Raw genomic sequence first — 15,114 nt, 5'->3', positions numbered from 1 at the left:
GATCGCCGCCGAGTACGACCTCTCTCTGAGGTCAACGGACGGTGATCTGAGCATCGGCTTGGTCGATGACGACGGCGAGGAGGCCGTCTACACGACACGCACACCGAAGGGTCGCAGCCGCAAGCGAAAAGCAGCGGACGCAGGCTCGAAATCTGGCCCCGGCTACACCGCCAACGGTCTGCGCGACCGTATCGCCGAGGCCCAGGCACAACAGGCGGCAACGCTGGCACGCCAAACGCGAATTGAACGACTTAAGAAGATCAAAGAAAGTGAGAACAACAGTGACCGATCAAGTATTCACCGGACTGCAGCAGCAGGCTCTGGAGACGTACCTCGACGAGAGTCTCGACCCCGTCCTGGAGGTTCTGGAGACTATGGAGGATCAGCGCTTGAAAGACTCAGCGAGGATGGCCGCCGCGCTCGAAGCGATGGACGAACTAGAGAACAGGATTTCGAGCATCGCGGCCTCGGAGACGGAACTGAACACGTTGTCCGAGCAGCAGCAGAAGCTCGACAAGCAGCTGAAAAAACTCGCCCAGACGACGGTCGGGACGAAGGAGTACGACCAAGCTCAGAAAGCAGTGGCGCAGACAATAAGCAGCCTGGTCAGCATGCTGGCGGATATAGGCCCTGCGATGAGGAACATTCAGAAGACACTGGGCGATCTGGCGGTGATGTACCGAGCAACTCTGGAAGTCTCGAAACATCCGGTGAGGCTCAGCGACGAAAGCGCGACGAGCGTATCGCGAGGCTTAACCAGGCAGTTAACGACGAGCCTGAGTTCTGACATTCGGCCTGTAGTTAACGAATCGTTCAGGCGTGTCCAGGCCGACATCGACAACACGGTCAACGCAGCCGTTTCACGGTTGGAGAAGGAGCGCGCCCGGCTCTCGAAAGCGCTGGAGAAGGTAAGCACCGAGAGGCTGGAGCTGGCTGAGGCCATCGAAAAGGACACCGCGAGGATCGACAACACCAAGAGGTTCGCCTTGTGGTCCGTCCTGGCGGCCCTTCTGGCAAGCGTGGGCTTTGTAGCCATTGGTGGTCTCGGCGTAGGTGTCATGACGTTCCTCGGCATCCCTGACGGTCTAGGGACACTCTGGAGCTACGTCGCTGGCGCTGAGACGTGGTACGGGACCGTAGGCTGGTTGATCGTCACATTGGCGGTCATGGGACTTATCGTCAGCCCGATGGTCTACCTTGCCGCGAAATGGATCGGGGGCCGCGACTAGCTGGAGAAGAATAGGCCCCGTAGGACGGTGAAATAGCCCCCGAAAGTGGACACAGGGATTTTCACGATGGCCTGTGTAGCTGATCCGGCGGCACACCAACTGACTGGGGGCAGACTCATCCCGAAGGCCTGCCCGCTTCAGTGACACGTTGAACGACTCCGCTAACGAATTGTCCGCGCTCCTCACGTTTGCCGTTTCGACGTAGTTGGTACCGGTAATCCGCGTAGTTGGTACCGGGTTTCCAGGTAGGTGGTACCGTCATTCATTTTCGGTCATCGTATAGGTGGCGTTGGCGCAACCCGACTCCGCTTCTGGACTCTCGCCGGTCAACCCCCGGCTGCGGTATGAAGTGCGCCGGGTTTTGTTCCTAGGCATTTGCCTTGGTTTCCATTATTTCTCGACTGGGGTGGTGTTCCCAAAATTCGGCTTCGACTTCAGCCGGGGTGCGGTAGCCCAGGCTCTGGTGGAGCCGTGATTCGTTCCACCGAGGGTGTCCGATTGTTTGTGTGCGGGGGGCTTGGTTTACAAGTAGTCCGCGAATCGGTCGGGGTATGCCACGGCTAGTTGGTTGATGGCTTGTTTCCACCCGGTGGCTTTCGCTCCTTCAATATAGCCGTTGCATTCGATGGCGCGCTTTGCTTTCTTCGCCCGCTGGGCAGCGCGCTTGTCCTCGATGTTGCAAATCATCAGCCACAGCGTTTTCAACGCCGCAGTATCGTTCGGGAACTGGCCGCGGTTGCGGGTGGCTTTCCGCAGTTCAGCATTGAGCGATTCGATGGAGTTCGTGGTGTAGAGCACCCTGCGGGCCGCCGGCGGGAACTGCAGAAACGGCACGAACCGATCCCACGCATCACGCCACACCTTGACCGATTGCGGATACTTCCGTCCCAGCTCGGACGCCTCGAACGTGTCCAGGGCGGCACGCGCGGTGTCCTCGTTCGGCGCGGTGTAGACCTCCCGCAACGCGCTGGATACGGGTTTGCGGTCCTGGTAGGACACCCACCTGTTCGCCGCCCGGATCAGATGCACGATACAGGTCTGCACCATGGAATTCGGCCAGGTTGCCTCCACGGCTTCCGGCAGGCCTTTGCACCCGTCGCAGCAGAGGATGAACACGTCCTGGAGACCACGGTTGGCTAGATCTGCGCACACTGACGCCCAAAATGCCGCACCGTCATTGTCAGCGATCCACAATCCCGGGATGTGCTTGATACCGTCCATGTCGACACCAACCGCCATGTAGCAGGATTTATTGACCACGCGGTGGCCGTCGCGGATCTTCACCCGAAGCGCGTCGAGGAAGATCACTGGGTAGAACTCGTCCAACTGGCGGTTCTGCCACAGCATCACCTCATCCAACACCGCGTCAGTAATCGTGCTGATCGTATCCGGACTCATGTCCACCCCGAGGGTGGTGGCGAGATGGTGCTGAATATCGCGAACGGCCATCCCACCGGCGTACAGCGAGATAATCATGTCGTCGAGCTCGGTGAGCCGACGGGAGCCTTTGGGCACCATCTTTGGAGCAAACGTGTCGGCACGATCCCTCGGCATGGTCACTTCCAACGCGCCGTACCCAGAATTAACGGTCTTGGTGTACGACCCGTTGCGGTGATTGCTCTCCTGTGCGGTTTCGACTTGGGCTTTGGTCTTGCGGTCAGAGTGGCTATAGCCTAAGTGCGCATCCATCTCCGCCTGCAGACCAGCGTTGATCGATGCCTGTAGCAGGCCTTTGACCAGCTCGCTTGCATCATCAGCGGAAGTCGACAGCTCGCTGATCAAGCTGGCCAGCTCAGGATTTTCCATCAGCTTCTCGCTGATCTCGTTGACCCTCGCCGGGTCATGGCCTTTTTTCGGTGACACCGTAGTCATTATCGGTGAAACTCCTTCTAGATCAGAGCCTCACACACAAACTTCCTGACACCCTCATCCTTGACTCTATTAACTCCGCTTACCAAGGGGAGAAGGAGTACTGGAGTCGGCTTCAGGACAAGGGGGTCCTAAAAACGCTCTACTCCGGAGTCTCTTAAAGAGTAAACGAAGACCCTGGTTCCAGCCGTCCGGCTGGGGTCCCAGGGTCTTCATCCAATCCTGTCGTAACAGGCGACCATGATTGCATGTTAGCGCTGTATGACACCGTCTGTCACAGCAAGATTTTCTCCCAGTCGCCTCGCTGCTTATCCGGGCAGGGCAGGTCTGTTAGCTGGTCACCAGATAGATGATGAAGAAGATCAGCAGTGATCCCGCCACGCAGACGTAGGGAATTATCTTCTTGTTCATTTTCATTTCTTGCCTCTCTAAGCCGAGTGTTATAAATCTGCAGTATGAGCAGTCACTAGGAGAATTTGCTGTTTTCGTCACGACGAATGGACACCACCGCTAGCAACAATGCTAAGGCTACCCAGATGGCTAGAGAAGCTACCCACCATCCGTTGGTATCTACATCTGTCAGTATTGACTGGCATAACTCTGTAGCCGCTGTAGACGGCAACAGCTTGGCAGTCATATCCAGGAAGGTGGGGACGCTGGCCATCTCCCGGGCTCCGCTAAGCAGCAAAAGGATGAAGGAAACGCCTAGTGAGACTGCCAAAGACGTACGGCTGGAGAGCAGGAAACCGAAAGCCACACCGATAGCTGTAGTACATAGCGCGAACGCGCAGAACACTAGGAAAAGCAAAACTAGCTGCGTCAGAGTGTAACGTGCCGAGCTGAACATCACGCCGACACCGAGACCAACCAAGGCGCTGGTTACCGCCAGCAAAAATGGTGCTCCGCTCCATGCGATTAGCCTGGTTCCTACTCCTGTGGGGAGAGTCCTCAGGTAGTAGTAATAGTCCCCCTGTCGTACTCCGTTGATGCCGTTCGCAGGAAGGTTGATTCCTACCATCAGCACACCGGTGAGAGCCAGAAGTGCGACTGCTGGAGTGGCAATATCTGCATTCTGCCGGACAGCGTCCCCTCCGATGACGAAGAGGAAAACAAGCATAAGCAGGGGATACGCCATGTTAAGTAGAACCGCGGCAGGCTCCTTGATCCAAGCCACAATCTCGTTCTTAAGCCATAGAAAAGCGATGGCAGCATCTGAGGGAAACTGACGCCTGTCCTTTGGCGACACAGGGGTCTGCTCAATGGCTGATGACACGACTATTTCTCCTTTTCTGTCATCGTGATGAACGCTTGCTCTAGCGACGGGTGAGAAATCTCGATGCGGTCAAATGGCCACCCATCCGCGGCAAGTGAAGTAAGCGCCTGCTTGACATCAGATGCTCGAAGATCTACTTCGTCTCCTTCATTTCTGATGACTTCAAACGCTTGCCCCTCTCCGGAAAACGCTCTGTCCCCTACCCCACCGAGAGTGATGACAGATCCGGTAGACGCACCGAGCAGAGATTGCGTTTCCGAGTCGGCGATGAGTTTTCCCTTCTGCATGACGATTACTCGATCACACAGGTTCTCGATTTCCTCGAGGTAGTGGCTTGATACCAACAATGCTCGGTCTTTTCCTGTAATCGAACGAATCGATTCCCAGATCGCCGACCGAGTAACGGTGTCCAAGCCCGTGGTGGGTTCGTCCAGAATGGTTAGCGGAGCGTCAGCAAGAAATGCTGCTGCAACCGAGACCAGACGTTGTTGCCCTCCTGATAGACCCCCGATCACCTTGTCGGATAGGTACGTCAAACGAAATTTTTCGAGAATTTCTTCGACAAGAGAGCGCGTGCCGAAGTGGAATCCTACGAAGTTGAGGAAATCACTAACGCGCATGCGGGGGTCTACACCAGTCCCCTGAGGGGTGACACCGATGTTGCGACGAGCTTTTTGGTGTCGAGGGTTATTGCCCATGAGGCTCACGGAGCCAGATGTTGGAGTGTTGAGCCCGCTGATAAGTGAAAAGAGAGTCGATTTCCCTGCTCCGTTTTCACCCAGTACACCGACTAGTTCTCCGGGGAAGACATCGAAGCTGACCCCGTTGAGAGCCTGGACTTCTCCGAAGCTCTTCGATGCAGAACGAACAGAAAGGATCGCTGTGTCCTTCTGGGGGTTCAACACCTCATCCATGATGATACCTTTCTGAAGCAAATCTCGAACTCAATACAGGGACACTGATATCAACTGGTCCGTATGCCGAGTCCACGGTTTTGGGATAGGAGCCGTTACGGCTGTTGGCTTGGCCGGCAGCTTCCTTAGCAGCCCGGTCGCCATTGACGTAGCCCAGGTGTGCATCCATTTCCGCGCTGAGCCCACTGTTAATCGTGGCCTGCAGCAAGCCACGCACCAGCTCGTTGGCGTCGGCGGTTGATTCACCCAGCTCCTGGATCAGCTTGGCGGTTTCCGGGTTCTCCATCAGCCGGCGGCTGATATCGGCGACGCGCTCAGCGTCACCATGTTTCTTCGGGGCACAACAGTCATTGTTGCACACTCTCCTTCGTGATTGAAGATTAAACCTCATACACAAAGCTTCCGACACCCTCTCAGCTCGTCGATGAATTAGCGGCTTTCTCGCCAGCGGATGAACGCTATGTAGCTAAGATGCGCAAGCTACAAAACATTGATGTTCTCATCCTCGATGATTTCCTGACCATAGGAATCGACCAGCGCGGACAAGAAGACCTCACCAAGATCGTATTCGACCGCGACGGCAGACTGCCGACCATCATCGTCTCCCAAACGACTGCGGCCTACTGGGTGAAGAAACTACCCGACCCCGTCGGAGCAGACTCACTGGTCAGCAGACTCAACGCCGGACAGCGCATCGAACTCGGCGACTACGACATGCGCCAACACCTCGCGCACGCTCAGACAACCGTAGACAGCTAACCTTCAACGACCGGCGAAACCCGACTTCGCTTCTGGACTCTCGCCGGTCATCCCCGGCTGTGGTACCAACTAACCGGAAACAGGCAGTACCACGGATCCGTAACCGCGGTACCAACTACCCGCGCTCAGCAACGTTCGCTCCCATCGACTGGGTGACGACGAACTGCACGGTGTAGGTCTTACGCGGCATGTAGGAAAGGCGCCCCACTTCCCCAGCGAGATGATTGTTTCAGCGCGTCCGCGATAAGGGGGGGGTCGGCCCCACTGCAGTGGGGCCGAAGCTTTGAAACTAATCGGTGCACCCACAGGTTATAGGTTTATGTTATAATCGTGATCGTCACTTTCAATAGGAGGTTTTTTCAATGTTTGAGAATGAGTTCGACATTTTTGCGGTTCCGACCGCATTTGGTGATCGGGATACAGAGAAGGAATTCTTGGATCTCTTCGAGATCTGTGAGCAGGAGGAAAAATTCAAGGACACCGTCTTCAGTGTGGTCCTAAAATATCGGGGCAAAACTGCTGTCGCATCAACCTCGAAACTTTTCCTTGATCTTCTTCCTGAGGACGTGTTGCGCCAGCTTCCTGATACCTTCGCGGAGCCTACAGATGTCAGCTACGACACCGTGATGTCCATCCTGCGCGACATCCTGCGCAGTAAGGAAAAGGGAACCGACGGTCTCAAGGTGCGAGGGAACATTCACAGGGGTGAGATCCTGTACTTCTGGGAGTCATAACGGGTACCTAGCCTTGTAGGCCCAGGAGCCCAGCGCAGGTAGTCGGCTACCTGCGCTGGGCTCATCCGGGGCAAGGTTGGATGAATCCCATCTCAGCGACACCGGAACTGTACGAATCGATGTAAGGATTGACCACGACCTCGGCCGCTCTAATAGTTTGAAGAAAAAAATAACCCCGCAGGTTTCCCTGCGGGGTTTCGGTGTTAGAACGGCGCCTCGTCAGTGCCAGCACCGGCGAGTGCAGTGGTTGCAGCGTCGTTGCCTCGGCGGGCTGCGCGGGCCGCGGATTCTTTCTTCGAGTCGATGAGCTGCACGGTGTCGATGCGCGCGACCAGCGGATAGTGCTTTTGGCCGTCCTTGTCGGTGTAAACGTCGGTTTTCAGCGAGTAGCTCACCGCGACGCGATCGCCGGAGCCTATGCAGCCGAACACGCCGGGGTTCGCGGCATCCTGGACGTAGCCGGTCAGCTCCACGATCTCCGACTCGACCTTGCCGGTGGCCTTGTTCTTGAAGGTGTTGCGCGCATAGAGGGTCAGCTTCACCGTCGCACCGCCGTTTGCGTGCTCGAACAACCTCGGTGCACGAGCTGCGTTGCCGACGATGGAGCCGTTGTTGAAGGGGTTAGACATATTGACTCTCCTAATGGGTACGGGTGGATTCGCTTGCAATGCAGTGTGTGAGCAGCGGCTTTGCTGCTGCCGGGGTTAGAGCACCGCCCAGGGCAGTGGCTCCCCTGCTGCTTCTAGGTCGCGCAGTGCTTGCGTGGCGCCCGGATCGGCGTCCTCGCCGTCGATGCCGTCAGCGAGCTGGTAGAGCAGTTCCAGGTCAGTGTGTGTGATGTCGCGCATCAAGTACCTCCTTGTTCGGATTGATGGTCAATCCGTCTGTTGGAGACAGCTCTGCTGTCTAAAGGCCACTCCCCTGCCTCGTTGAGGTGTCTGTCTTCGCAAGCCACGGCCCCGCGAGAAAAAGAAACCCCGTTGCATCGCTGCAACGGGGTGTGTGGTGCTACTCGGTGAACAAGATCGTGCGGGTCTTCTCGGCGCCCTCGCGGACGAGTTCAACCATCCGCTCGCCTTGGCCGATGTCGGTCAGCTTGGCCACCAGCGAGGCGAAGTTCTCCTTCGGCCCGATCTCGGTGGCTCGCTGCGCAGCCACGCCAGCTAGCCCCGGTTGGCCGGTGGCGTGGGCGAGCACGGCAACAGTGGCGGTGAGCTGCGCACGCATCCCCGGCCAGCTGGTCGGGACAGCGCGCATAACCTGCTCTATGAACGCAAGGCCAGCCTGCGGGTCATCGAGCAGTGCCGCAAGCAGCGTGTCTCGCAAGCGCGGCGTGGTGAAGCATTTCAACGCAGACCGAACAGCACGAATGCTCGGCTGGGTCATCCCCGCCGCCGCCTGTTCGTATTCACGCTGCAGCATGTCGGAGAACATGGGCGGGACATACGCCAGCGCGTCTTCGATGATGTCGGCGTGCTCGGCAGCGTCGATGCCGTGATCGGTGCTGTTCAACCGTGCTTCGATGTCGTCTTTGCTCGGCTCCGGCAGCTCGCCGGTGTGCTCTAGCATCTGCTTAAGCGCCGCCGATGCGGCGACCTCGCCGACAACGCCGTGGCGTGGCTCGTCGATGAACGGATGCTGGTACACCGACCACCAGGCAGCCCCGGTGACGATCTCGGGCACCTGCACCACCCCGAGCAGCGGCGGTAGGTGCACTGCCCCGCTGGTGAGGTACGTGGCCGTCTCGTCGAAGACCGGCTGTGCAATGTCATCGCTGATCATGTACGCGATAACAGCGTCGAGTTCCAGGTGGTTGACCCACGCTGCGAACCGCTCGCGGCTCTCGGTGAGCTTCTCCACGGCCTCGTCCAGGTCGAACCGTGCGACCGGGCCGAGGCGGACGGTGTCGACGCCCTCGTCGTCGACGAAGAACGCGAGGATCCCTTAGTGTCAGGGTGGTTGTGAACGACGAACCGTAGGAGGTTTTGTTCATGACCGATTCGCAGTTGCCTCAGTTGGTGCCGTCGACGTTGACGTCGCCACCGGTTGCTGAAGCCCCGGTGGTTGCCCGAAAGGTCAAGCCTAAGACGTCGCGCGAGGAGGTCGAGGAGATCTTGTCGCAGCCGCCGCGTGTGCTGGCGGCGGGGGAAGTACTCGATGAGGAGACGTTGGCGTCGCTTGAGGCTGTGGCGTTCGTGTTCTCCCCGTACCGCGTGACTGGCCTTGGAAAGTGGTTTCATCCAGCGCAGCAGCGGCAGATGATCACGATTTACAACCTGTTGCCGCATGGCACGAAAGGCCCGTGGTGCGCCCGGCAGGGAATCGAGTATCCCCATATCGGGCGGTGGGCCCGCGCATTGCAGAAGTCGAAAACTATTGACGACGGCGTTGACGGCGTCGAGCGCGCCAAACACATGGTTGATGCTGCCTACCTGGGCAGACCGAGTGCGGAGTACATCCGTGAGGTGGTCGTCGAGTACGGGTTAGTGCCGCATGGCCAGAAAGAAGCCTGGTTGGTGGCGCATGGACTTGCTGGTCACACCGTGCGACGCTGGACAGCAATGGTGGCTGACGGTGACCTGCCAACACGCACAAGACCAAGGAGGATTGGAACGTTGACGATGGATGAATGCGCCGAAATTCAGCAGCTGCGCAAGGAAATTTCCGCGCTGACGCAGGACAAACGCAAGATCGAACTCGATGCCAAACGCCGTGAAGAAGCAATGCAGCGTGCCTTAGATAAGGCGACGGAAAGGGCAGAGCGGGCTGAGCTGGCCACTGATGTGTTGGGAAAAGCTTTAGCGACCATGCCAGGAGCACCTGGCGTGGACTCAAACGCGGAGGAAAAGTCCTCACCGACGCCCAACAACGCCTCTACGAGCAAGGCCGGCAAGCAGAAGAAACGCTGATCAACCAGCTCGTTTCCGTCGGCTACTCCAAAACGAAGGCGATGGGCATCATCGGTGCCTCGCGCAGCCGGGTCTTCTACGAAACCAATCCGCGCCCACGCACCGACAACCCGATCCCGCATCACCAACGCCGGATCAACCGGCTGTCTGATGCCACAGTCACAGACATAGTGGAGCTGCTGGACGACAATCCGCATTGCGGGGTGGACCAGGTGTTTTACGCCGCGTTGAACAACGGGACCTACCTGGCGAGCCTGCGCAGCTTCTACCGGGTGGCTAAAGCCCACGGCAAACTGCTGCACCAACGCCACAACACCAAAGCCAGACAAGCCAAACGCCGCCGCGACGCCACACCGCCGCATGTGCACGCCACCGCCCCCGGGCAGGTACTGTGCTGGGATATCACGTTTTTGCCTGGCCAATACTACGGACAGACCTTCGCGTTGCACATGGTGATCGATCTGTACTCGCGCGCCATCGTCGGGTTCGTCGTCGCAGAACGAGAAAACAGCCAGCTTGCAGCAGCGATGTTCGCCGACATCTTCACCCGTTTTCCAAATGTGCACACTGTCCACTCCGACAACGGCGCTGCCATGACCAGCAAACGACTCGGCAAACTGTTTGCCGAACATGGTGTGGCCCGCTCATTGAACCGGCCGCACACCAGCAACGACAACCCGCACACCGAGTCGGTGTTCCACACCCTAAAGACTAGGACCTACTACCCGAAAACCTTCACCACGCTGGGCGAAGCAAACACCTGGGTCAGCGCTTGGGTGCCGGTCTACAACGCCACCCCACACAGCGGGATCAACTACTACCCACCACAAGCAGTCCTCGACGGCACCTGGAGCGAACTGCAACGCAAACGAGAAGAAGGGATGCGAAACGCGCTAAGCAAAGGCACCATCACACAACTACCGGACACCAAAGCTGGCACAGGCCTCCCGGCAGAAGTCAGCATCATCCGCACCACCACCCAAACCGCCCCAACCCCACAACCCATCACGATCTAACACCCAAACCCGTTCACAACCACTTGACACAAAGCGGATCAGCGAGTTGTTCGGGTAAAACCCGAGGATGCCGGGGAGGTTCGCGAGAATCTCGCCGTGGGATGCAAGCGTGTGAGAATGGGTGGACATGGCAGTGCTCCTTTGCACGAATACGGGGTGTATGTGGTCAATCCCGTATTCGGCCCGGCTCTGCCGGTCGCAGGCGTATCCCAGCAGTGCAGCACTCATGTGTGCCGAGCGTCGCTAGCGCAGCCTGATGCCTTCTCGCCGGGTGCGAGCGCTAGCGACGCAGCCTGTGCCTAAGCGTCGGCTTCGATGCGCTTGAGAGCGCGATAGATCGTCGGCCGCGAGACGTTGAGTGTCCTGGCTACTGCGCTGACGGACTTGCCGCCCTCAATAGGCTTTCTCCCGAACGCCACGGTTGAGCAGTCTCACCCCCCGAGATAGGCAGACCCCCCGAACTGCCGGCTCCCGTGGCGTTCCTTCGTTGCCGCCGACCTCGCAATCACTAAGCAATGCCCCGAAAACCTGCGCCGCTTCGTTGGAGCGTCGCAGTTCCGTTTGGTGCAGGATTTTGACCCTAGTGCACCAGCTAGTGCACCAAATGGTGATCCGCTCACAAAATGAAGAAGGCCCCTACCAGCATTTGCACTGGTAGGGGCCTTATCTTAGTAGCGGGGGCTGGATTCGAACCAACGACCTCTGGGTTATGAGCCCAGCGAGCTACCGAGCTGCTCCACCCCGCGACGGGCGTTTATGTGATTATCGCCTGCCGCCGTTCCCGGCGACGTGGAATTACTATACCTACACCAACGATTCACACCAAACACCCTGGTGGGGCGCTATTTCGCGTTCTGATAATCGGCCACGGCACGGTCGAGCTGGTCGAGGGCCCGACCGTACTCCTCGAAGGAGCCGTTGCGCGCGCTCTCGAGGTTGCGCAGCGCGTCGTTGACGCGGTTCATGGCCTCGTCCTTGCTTATCTGCGGGGTGTCCTTCGCGTCCTCGGCCGGCTTGGCCGCCTCGCCGTCCGGCTTGGCGGCTTCGGAGGCGTTGGGAGCCTTCGGTGCGTCGTCGACAAGCTCGATGTCCTGGGCCGCGGAGGAGTGAATGCCCACCTGGTCCAGCGCCTGCGCGATCGTCGGCGCGTAGCCCACCTGGCCGCGGTAGAACACGAGCACGCGCAGCAGCTTCGGGAAGGCGGACGCCTGATCCTTGCGCTGCGAGTAGATCGGCTCGACGTAGAGGATCTCGCCGCCGCCGACGGGCAGCGTGAGCAGGTTGCCGTTCTTCAGGTCGTTCGAGCCCTGCCACAGCGTGCGGTCGCGGGCCACCTGGTCCGAGGACATGAGCGCGTCCTGCGCCTGCTTCGGGCCCTGGGTCTGCGTGTTCGTGGGCAGCACGCGCACGGTGATGTGGCCGTAGTTGTCCGGGTCGGAGGAGACCGCCATGTGCGCGGAGAGGAACTCGCGGTTGAGGCCGCGGTACGGGGTGATCAGCTGGAAGGAGGCCTTCTCCGTCTCCGGGTCGGCGGCCACCACGTAGTACGGCGGCTGGTTCAGCGTCTCGCGGTCCTCCGGCGCCGTCGGGTCGTTGGGCACGGACCAAAACGCGTCGTTGTTGAAGAACACGCCCGGGTCGTCCACGTGGTAGCGCGCGAGCAGGTCGCGCTGCACCTTGAACAGGTCCTCCGGGTAGCGCAGGTGCTCGCGCAGGGAGTCCGAGATTTCAGACGCCGGGCGCACCGTGCCCGGGAACGCGCCCTCCCAGGCGCGCAGCACCGGGTCGGACTCGTCGAAGGCGTAGAGGTCCACCGTGCCGTCGTAGGCGTCCACCGTCGCCTTCACGGAGTTGCGGATGTAGCCGACCTTGTCCGTGATCAGCCGCTGGGTCGTGCCGTCGGGGTTGAGCGCGTCCTGCGTCGTGGACTGCAGCGAGGTGCGCGTCGAGTACGGCAGCTGGCTCAGTGTGGTGTAGCCGTCCACGATCCACTTCACGCGGCCGTCCACCACGGCGGGGTACGTCTTCGAGTCCGTGGTCAGCCACGGCGCGACGCGCTCGACGCGCTCGCGCGGGTCGCGGTCGTAGAGCACCTTCGAGTTGCCGCCGACGCGGTCGGACAGCAGGAAGCTGAGCTCCTGGTACTTCACGGTGTACGCGAGCCGGTTGAGCACGTTGCCGATGGGCACGCCGCCCTGGCCGGTGTAGGTGTAGGTCGAGGTGTCGGTGTCGTACTCGACCGGGCCCTCCCCGTTGTCGCCGACGATGGCGTAGTCCAGCCCGTCGTTCGCCCCGGCGATAACCGGGCCGTAGTAGATGCGCGGCTCCTCGACCTTGATGCCCAGCTGTGCGGCGTCGTCGTTCTGCTTCGCCGCCGCATTGGACTGCAGGTCGGAGACCGTGAAGATGGGCAGGCCGCCGCGGGTGGAGCCCGCGTCCTGCGCCGCCTCGTCGACCGTGTTGGCCTGAGCCGCGATGAAGCCGTTGCCGTGCGTGTATACGGTGTGGCGGTTGATCCAGTCGCGCTGGTTTTCGCTTAGCGCGTTCGGGTTCATTTCGCGCGCCGCGACGACGAAGTCGCGCATCTGCCCGTCCACCTCGTAGCGGTCCATCGCCAGCTGGTCCGGGAAGCCGTAGAAGTTACGCAGCTGCTGGTTCTGGGTGAACGTCGGGGAGATGATGTCCGGGTCCAGCAGTCGCAGGTTGGCGATGGTCGCCTCGTCGGACGCGACCTGCGTGTTCGACGTGTTGCCCGCGCCCCAGTCGTTCTTGTACGTGACCTTGTCGTCCGTCAGCCCGTACGCCTCGCGCGTGGCCTCGATGTTGCGGCCGATGTACTCGTACTCCTTGGCTTGGCGGTTCGGCTTCACCGAGAACTGCTCCAAGAGCGCCGGCCAGATGCTGCCCACCACGAGCGACGACAGGAGCATGAGCACGGTGGCCAGCACCGGAATGCGGAAGTCCTTGTACACGATGGAGGCGAAGAACGCCGCGGCCACCACGACCGCGATGACGGTGAGGATGATCTTCGCCGGCAGCATCGCGTTCACCGTGGTGTAGGAGGCGCCGGTGAAGATGTCGTTGCGGCTGTAGAGCAGGTAGTAACGGTCCAGCCAGTAGCTCACGGCCTTCACCAGCATCCACAGGCCGGCGGTGACCGCGAGCTGCACGCGCGCCTGCTTGGTCACCCGCCCCCGCGCGCCGGAGACGTTGTTGCCGATGCGGATGCCGCCGAGCAGGTAGTGCCCCACGGCGCCGATGATGAACGCGACGATGAGGAGCATCGACAGCGTGTCCACCACCGCGGAGATGCCGGGCAGCGTGAACGCGTAGAAGCCGAGGTCGTGCCCGAACTGCGGATCGGAGGTACCGAAGGTGCCGCCGTTGATCCACAGCATGAAGACGCGCCACATGCGCTGGCCCGCCAGGCCGCTGAGGATGGCGACGATAACGGGCACCCACAGCAGCAGCCCACGCACGCCCTGCTGGAGCTGGGCGCGGTACTGCGCGTTCTGCGCGAACGGGCTCGGATCCTCCACCGGGCGCCCGCGCCACGCGAACCACGCGGCGAGCCACGAAATGCCCCCGCCGAGCAGCGCGAAGACGAGGAACAGGATGATCCGGGCGACGATCACGCGGTTGAACACGCCGCGGAAGTGCACCTCGCCGAACCAGAGGAAGTCCGTGTACAGGCCGACCAGCACCGGCACGAGGAAGAGGATGAGTCCGAGCACGCCCACGGTGACCCACAGCCCCGTGTTCGATTTCTTTGCGCGCGGTTGCGGCCGGTTGAGGCGGGTAGCCAAGCCTGCTCCTTAGGAATAGTCGAACAACGCCATTAAGCTCCAAGCTTAAAGAGTCCAACGTCCAACCTGCCGAAAGGGTTCCCGTGCGCGAACAGCAAGCATTGAACAAGGCCATGCTCGAGGCCGTCGAGTTCGTCCACGCCGAGGGGTGGGACGCGCCCCCGACGTTGTTCGGGCTGGTGCCGACGCAGTTGCTTGTCGACGAGCTGATAGACCTCGACGATTCCTCCCCATTAACCCTCGTCGTCCAGGACCTCCCCGCGACCATCCTGCCCGGTTCCGAAGAGCTCGGCGAGTACGTCGCCCGCACCGCGTGGCCGAACGAGGTCGCCGGCGTCATCCTCGCCCAGGAAATCGTGTTCAAGGACGCTTCCGAGGGCGAGGCGGCCGAGCCTCGCCCGGCGCGGTTGTTCTCCGGCGTCCTACGCTCGGACGACGTGGAGCAGACCCTGCTGCAGATGCGCCTGAGCGACGAGGAGCTCGAGGAGCGCGGCGCCTTCGCCCAGGACGACATCGAGCTGCGCGGCGGGCCCGGGGTGGCGCCGGGCGTGATCGCCGCCCTGCGCTACGGGCTGGAGCAGGACCCCGACGAGCTGGTTTAGGCT

13 protein-coding genes, 1 tRNA gene and 2 pseudogenes are annotated in these 15,114 nt (G+C 60.3%); 6 read left to right on the top strand and 10 right to left on the bottom strand.

From position 1 onward, the window contains the following. Positions 1-281: 281 nt before the first annotated feature. A complete protein-coding gene (locus tag CJEDD_RS03125) occupies positions 282-1,229 on the top strand; it encodes a hypothetical protein (RefSeq protein WP_042408176.1) in 948 nt (315 codons plus the stop codon). A 522-nt stretch (positions 1,230-1,751) separates the two neighbouring features. Here CJEDD_RS03125 and CJEDD_RS03120 read toward each other — a convergent pair. The 4 genes and pseudogenes from CJEDD_RS03120 to CJEDD_RS03105 all read right to left on the bottom strand — a co-directional run. Next, positions 1,752-3,101, bottom strand: a complete 1,350-nt coding sequence (locus CJEDD_RS03120; RefSeq protein WP_042408180.1) for an IS256 family transposase — start codon at positions 3,099-3,101, stop codon at positions 1,752-1,754. A gap of 463 nt (positions 3,102-3,564) precedes the next feature. After that, positions 3,565-4,371, bottom strand: coding sequence for a hypothetical protein (locus CJEDD_RS03115; protein ID WP_042408183.1), 807 nt, complete (start codon positions 4,369-4,371; stop codon positions 3,565-3,567). A 2-nt stretch (positions 4,372-4,373) separates the two neighbouring features. Then, positions 4,374-5,285 (bottom strand): ABC transporter ATP-binding protein, encoded by a 912-nt coding sequence (locus tag CJEDD_RS03110; protein ID WP_074432549.1) that lies wholly within the window; start codon positions 5,283-5,285, stop codon positions 4,374-4,376. Positions 5,286-5,322: 37 nt separating this feature from the next. Continuing rightward, positions 5,323-5,676: pseudogene (locus tag CJEDD_RS03105) on the bottom strand (transposase); the annotation flags it as partial. 23 nt (positions 5,677-5,699) lie between these two features. Between CJEDD_RS03105 and CJEDD_RS03100 the strand changes: the two are divergent. Together CJEDD_RS03100 and CJEDD_RS03095 are read left to right on the top strand one after the other, a co-directional pair. Beyond that, positions 5,700-6,044: pseudogene (locus CJEDD_RS03100) on the top strand (ATP-binding protein); the annotation flags it as partial. A gap of 362 nt (positions 6,045-6,406) precedes the next feature. Further along, positions 6,407-6,778: a hypothetical protein gene (locus tag CJEDD_RS03095; RefSeq protein ID WP_042408186.1), complete on the top strand. Its 372-nt coding sequence runs from the start codon at positions 6,407-6,409 to the stop codon at positions 6,776-6,778. 203 nt (positions 6,779-6,981) lie between these two features. Here CJEDD_RS03095 and CJEDD_RS03090 read toward each other — a convergent pair whose 3' ends face one another. The 3 genes from CJEDD_RS03090 to CJEDD_RS03080 all read right to left on the bottom strand — a co-directional run bounded on the left by CJEDD_RS03090 (position 6,982) and on the right by CJEDD_RS03080 (position 8,638). Further along, entirely contained in the window at positions 6,982-7,407 is a 426-nt protein-coding gene (locus CJEDD_RS03090) for a single-stranded DNA-binding protein (RefSeq protein ID WP_042408189.1), read from the bottom strand. A 75-nt stretch (positions 7,408-7,482) separates the two neighbouring features. Beyond that, the gene (locus CJEDD_RS03085; protein ID WP_198133010.1) at positions 7,483-7,626 is read right to left on the bottom strand and encodes a hypothetical protein; all 144 of its coding nucleotides are present in this window, start codon (positions 7,624-7,626) and stop codon (positions 7,483-7,485) included. A gap of 160 nt (positions 7,627-7,786) precedes the next feature. After that, positions 7,787-8,638: a DUF4192 family protein gene (locus CJEDD_RS03080; protein ID WP_337956177.1), complete on the bottom strand. Its 852-nt coding sequence runs from the start codon at positions 8,636-8,638 to the stop codon at positions 7,787-7,789. A 131-nt stretch (positions 8,639-8,769) separates the two neighbouring features. On the opposite strand from CJEDD_RS03080, the gene CJEDD_RS03075 reads away from it, so the two are divergent. Further along, on the top strand, positions 8,770-9,687 hold the full coding sequence (locus CJEDD_RS03075; protein ID WP_042410540.1) for a hypothetical protein: 918 nt from the start codon (positions 8,770-8,772) through the stop codon (positions 9,685-9,687). Beyond that, positions 9,684-10,703 (top strand): IS3 family transposase, encoded by a 1,020-nt coding sequence (locus CJEDD_RS03070; protein WP_273657694.1) that lies wholly within the window; start codon positions 9,684-9,686, stop codon positions 10,701-10,703. Before CJEDD_RS03075 ends, CJEDD_RS03070 begins: the two co-directional genes overlap by 4 nt. A gap of 299 nt (positions 10,704-11,002) precedes the next feature. Here the strand turns inward: CJEDD_RS03070 and CJEDD_RS12320 are convergent, their stop codons facing one another. From CJEDD_RS12320 to CJEDD_RS03060, 3 genes are all read right to left on the bottom strand, one after another. Then, positions 11,003-11,122, bottom strand: coding sequence for a helix-turn-helix domain-containing protein (locus tag CJEDD_RS12320; protein ID WP_074432552.1), 120 nt, complete (start codon positions 11,120-11,122; stop codon positions 11,003-11,005). Positions 11,123-11,375: 253 nt separating this feature from the next. Next, positions 11,376-11,449 (bottom strand) — tRNA-Met (locus CJEDD_RS03065). A 96-nt stretch (positions 11,450-11,545) separates the two neighbouring features. Then, entirely contained in the window at positions 11,546-14,509 is a 2,964-nt protein-coding gene (locus CJEDD_RS03060; protein WP_042408312.1) for a UPF0182 family protein, read from the bottom strand. Between the two features lie 113 nt (positions 14,510-14,622). Between CJEDD_RS03060 and CJEDD_RS03055 the strand changes: the two genes are divergently transcribed. Next, positions 14,623-15,111 (top strand): PPA1309 family protein, encoded by a 489-nt coding sequence (locus CJEDD_RS03055; RefSeq protein ID WP_042408332.1) that lies wholly within the window; start codon positions 14,623-14,625, stop codon positions 15,109-15,111. The last annotated feature ends 3 nt before the right edge of the window (positions 15,112-15,114 follow it).

Origin of the sequence: Corynebacterium jeddahense, from assembly GCF_028609865.1 — a bacterium.
Taxonomy (GTDB): domain Bacteria; phylum Actinomycetota; class Actinomycetes; order Mycobacteriales; family Mycobacteriaceae; genus Corynebacterium; species Corynebacterium jeddahense.
The sequence above is the reverse complement of the archived record's forward strand: the minus strand, read 5'-3'. Positions and strand labels throughout refer to the sequence as shown.

What these genes read in the sequence shown, in the direction of transcription:
- CJEDD_RS03120 (WP_042408180.1), bottom strand. Translation starts at nt 3,101, where the DNA reads ATGACTACGGTGTCACCGAAAAAAGGCCATGACCCGGCGAGGGTCAAC.
- CJEDD_RS03110 (WP_074432549.1), bottom strand. Translation starts at nt 5,285, where the DNA reads ATGGATGAGGTGTTGAACCCCCAGAAGGACACAGCGATCCTTTCTGTT.
- CJEDD_RS03095 (WP_042408186.1), top strand. Translation starts at nt 6,407, where the DNA reads ATGTTTGAGAATGAGTTCGACATTTTTGCGGTTCCGACCGCATTTGGT.
- CJEDD_RS03090 (WP_042408189.1), bottom strand. Translation starts at nt 7,407, where the DNA reads ATGTCTAACCCCTTCAACAACGGCTCCATCGTCGGCAACGCAGCTCGT.
- CJEDD_RS03085 (WP_198133010.1), bottom strand. Translation starts at nt 7,626, where the DNA reads ATGCGCGACATCACACACACTGACCTGGAACTGCTCTACCAGCTCGCT.
- CJEDD_RS03075 (WP_042410540.1), top strand. Translation starts at nt 8,770, where the DNA reads ATGACCGATTCGCAGTTGCCTCAGTTGGTGCCGTCGACGTTGACGTCG.
- CJEDD_RS03055 (WP_042408332.1), top strand. Translation starts at nt 14,623, where the DNA reads ATGCTCGAGGCCGTCGAGTTCGTCCACGCCGAGGGGTGGGACGCGCCC.